Raw genomic sequence first — 3,484 nt, 5'->3', positions numbered from 1 at the left:
AATTATGCCCAGCTCCGGATTATGCGCAGTTACTTGGATACTTTGTTCGTAATGAACTGATTATAAATGGAAATCTCTGCCGGGAGGAATGGGCCCGCAAGACATAAGCTTTGAGTACCACTCGCCACCCTGTCGGGAGGGTACTCATGTCAAACCATCCATATATTCGTGTTCAGCCACCGAAATACGCGCTATCGAGCGCCGACTCAGACGTGCTTGACCGGTATGTCACCCACCTGCAACGACGAGGACATACCGCCAAGACGGCGAAGGCCTACCACAACGCGGTGGTGCATTTCCTACAGTGGCACCATATCGCGGCCCTCGAGCTTTCGGAGTCGATCAATGCCGAGACCGTGCGTGTCTTTATCGATGAACATTTGCCAGCCTGCCGCTGCATTTCTCTGGTTGTTCGCTCGCGGAAGATGGTCCGGGCAGCACTGAATCAGCTTCTGTCGATGCATGGCCAGCCCCGCGTGATCCAACACGATGTGCCGCCCCCGACGGCTATCGAGGCCTCGGTCATCGCCTTCGATGCCTATCTGCGCGACGTTTGCGGCTTGGCGGTGCAAACGCGCCGTGGCCGGTGCCGCGAGGCACGGCAATTCCTATCTGATATGTTCGGGACGGGCCCGCTGATCGTCGATCACATCGCTCCATCAGTCCTGATCGACTATGTCACTGATCGGGCATGCAGGGCACGCGCCCCGGCGGCGACTGCTCTGGTGGGGGCATTACGCAGCTATCTGCGCTTCCTGCGTTTCGATGGTGCCTTGGTCGACAACCTCGGGGATGCCATACCGTCACCGGCCCGCTGGTCGCTGGCGGCCCTGCCGTCGGCACTGGATGACGAGCAACTGGCCCGTTTCTGGACCGTCTTCGACCGCACCACCGCCATCGGCAAACGTGATTACGCCATGGCACGGTGTTTGGCCGACATGGCGCTGCGTTGTCATGAGGTCGCGCAGTTGGACCTGAAGGCGATCGATTGGCGTGGTGGGATCCTGACGCTGGACCACAACAAAGGCCACCGCGTCGATCGTCTTCCGCTGCCGACATCGACCGGCGAAAGCCTGGTCGATTATCTGCGTCATGGTCGACCGGCTTCGGACAGCCGTGCTCTGTTCGTCTACCACCGTGCCCCTCTGGGTCAAGCCGTAGCGGTTACGACGGTGCGCGGCGCAATGCGTCGCGCTTTCCAGCGTGCCACATTGCCCTGGAGCGGTACCCATGTGTTACGTCACACCGCTGCCCGGCGCATGCTGCAGAACGGCTGTTCAATCAAGGAGATTGCCGATGTACTGCGCCACCGCAGCATCGACACCACGGCCGTTTACACCAAAGTCGATCTGCCGCAGTTGACCGGCGTGGCGCGGCCCTGGCCGGAGGAATGGTCATGACGAACTGGAGCAGCATGCATCAGCGGGTGGCGGCGTATCTACGGACACGTCGAGCCCTGGGCTTCGAATTGACCATCGAAGGCCGGCAGCTCGAGCGTTTTGCCCATTTTGCCGAGCAGCGGGCCCATCAGGGCCCCTTGACCCTGGTGCTGGCGGTCACCTGGGCCAATGCCTCACTCACACCGGAAGGGCTGGGCCCCGCTCGGCGCCTGGAAACGCTGCGACCCTTCGCCAAATATTGTCAGCTGTTCGAGCCACAGACGGAGATTCCACCCGCTCGGCTTTTCGGACCGGCCCACCGTCGCCTACCACCGCACATCTACTCCTCGCAGGAGCTCAAGCAACTGCTGGCGGCAACGGCAGCATTGTCCCCCACCGAGGGGCTTCGGCCGGTGACCATGCACACCTTGCTTGGCTTACTCGCTGCAACAGGCCTACGCCTCGGCGAGGCCTTGCGGCTACAGGACCAGGATGTTGACCTGGAGCGGCGCATGGTCGAGGTGCGCGAAAGCAAATTCCGCAAATCCCGCTTGGTCCCGCTCCATGCCAGCACGACGGCGGCATTGGCCGAATACCTCTGTGTGCGGCAACGATGCCTGGGACTTGCTCAGGCGTCTGGCTTCTTCCTGTTCGATAACGCCCGTCCCATCACGGGGGATCAGGCGCGCTACGCCTTTCATCTCATTCGCCAACAGCTGGGCTGGGACAAGCCAGCGGCCGGCCCTGTGCCGCGGCTCTACGATCTGCGGCACACCTTTGCCTGCCAGTGCCTGCTGAGATGGTATGCCGCAGGGGTGGATGTCAACCAGAGGCTGCCGCAATTGGCCACCTACATGGGGCACTGCAAGGTCTCCGACACCTACTGGTATCTCACCGGCATCCCGGCACTGATGGCGATTGCCGCTGAGCGTTTCGAACAGGCGGCCACGATGTCAGAGGAGGAGCAGCCATGAGATCGACATCGTCTGAAACCGATCTGGCTCGGTTGCTACAGCGGTTTTTCTACCAGCGCCTCCAGCAACAGCAACACCTGAGCGCACGGACCGTGGCCAGTTATCGCGATTCTTTCAGGCTGCTGTTCCACTTTGCCGAGCAGCACTTCGGCCGTGACGTCAGCACGCTGTGCCTCCACGACCTGGATGCCTCCCTGGTGTTGGCCTTCCTCGATCACCTCGAGACCCATCGCCACAACTGTATTCGCAGCCGCAATGCGCGCTTCGCGGCCATCCGGGCCTTCTTGCACTATGTGGCATTGCAAGAGCCCGCGTTCCTGGCGCAGGTCCAGCGGGTGCTGGCCATTCCCATGAAGCGCTTTGAGCGACCACTGATGGGCTTCTTGTCGCGTGACGAGATGGAAGCCATCCTCGCGGCACCGGATACCACCACTTGGACAGGTCAACGGGATCGCCTACTGTTCCTGTTGCTCTACAACACCGGTGCACGCGTCTCAGAGCTCATCAGCATCCGCCGTGGCGATGTCGATACGCAACACGCACAGGCCGTCCAGCTGCACGGCAAAGGGCGTAAGGAGCGCGTGGTGCCGCTGTGGAAGCGCACGGCTCAGACGTTGGATGAGTGGATGGCCACGCTCTCGAGCAACAGGACGCAGCCGATACTGGTGAACCGGGCTGGTCAGGCCATGAGTCGCTCCGGAGTCGAGCAACGCTTGCAGTTGGCGGTGTCGCAGGCCGCCGCACACTGCTCTTCATTGAAAAATCGCCGGGTGTCACCGCACGTGATTCGCCACACCACCGCGATGCACTTACTGCAGTCGGGTGTCGACCTGACCGTCATCGCCCTGTGGTTGGGTCACGAGCAGGTGGCGAGCACGCACCAGTATCTCGAGGCCGATCTGGACATGAAGGAGCGGGCGCTGGCGAGCCTGCAGCCACCGGAAACGATGACACTGCGCTTCGTACCCAAGCCAGACGTGCTGGCCTTCCTCGACAGCTTGTGATTATGCGCAGTTATTTTGATTGTTGTGAGAAAACCACGATCCGGCTGCCGGCACTCGAGGGCGTTGGCGCTGGATCGTGGCCGGGGCTATGCAGGCCACTGCGCATAATCCGGAACTGGGCATAATT

3 protein-coding genes are annotated in these 3,484 nt (G+C 61.4%); all 3 read left to right on the top strand.

Translation table 11 applies throughout. From position 1 onward, the window contains the following. Positions 1–146 precede the first annotated feature (146 nt). From HALO32_RS00035 to HALO32_RS00025, 3 genes are read left to right on the top strand one after another with little or no spacing between them, the layout of a single operon-like run. Positions 147–1,400, top strand: a complete 1,254-nt coding sequence (locus HALO32_RS00035) for a tyrosine-type recombinase/integrase (protein WP_151441742.1) — start codon at positions 147–149, stop codon at positions 1,398–1,400. After that, positions 1,397–2,353 (top strand): tyrosine-type recombinase/integrase, encoded by a 957-nt coding sequence (locus HALO32_RS00030; protein ID WP_151441741.1) that lies wholly within the window; start codon positions 1,397–1,399, stop codon positions 2,351–2,353. The genes HALO32_RS00035 and HALO32_RS00030 overlap by 4 nt, the downstream gene beginning before the upstream one ends. Beyond that, positions 2,350–3,357, top strand: a complete 1,008-nt coding sequence (locus HALO32_RS00025) for a tyrosine-type recombinase/integrase (RefSeq protein WP_151441740.1) — start codon at positions 2,350–2,352, stop codon at positions 3,355–3,357. The genes HALO32_RS00030 and HALO32_RS00025 overlap by 4 nt, the downstream gene beginning before the upstream one ends. The last annotated feature ends 127 nt before the right edge of the window (positions 3,358–3,484 follow it).

Source organism: Halomonas lysinitropha, from assembly GCF_902500215.1.
Taxonomy (GTDB): Bacteria; Pseudomonadota; Gammaproteobacteria; order Pseudomonadales; family Halomonadaceae; genus Halomonas; species Halomonas lysinitropha.
This window is presented reverse-complemented; position numbering and strand designations above follow the sequence as displayed.

Bases quoted from the DNA above. Each gene is read 5' to 3' on its own strand.
- HALO32_RS00025 (WP_151441740.1), top strand. From the start codon at position 2,350: ATGAGATCGACATCGTCTGAAACCGATCTGGCTCGGTTGCTACAGCGG.
- HALO32_RS00035 (WP_151441742.1), top strand. From the start codon at position 147: ATGTCAAACCATCCATATATTCGTGTTCAGCCACCGAAATACGCGCTA.
- HALO32_RS00030 (WP_151441741.1), top strand. From the start codon at position 1,397: ATGACGAACTGGAGCAGCATGCATCAGCGGGTGGCGGCGTATCTACGG.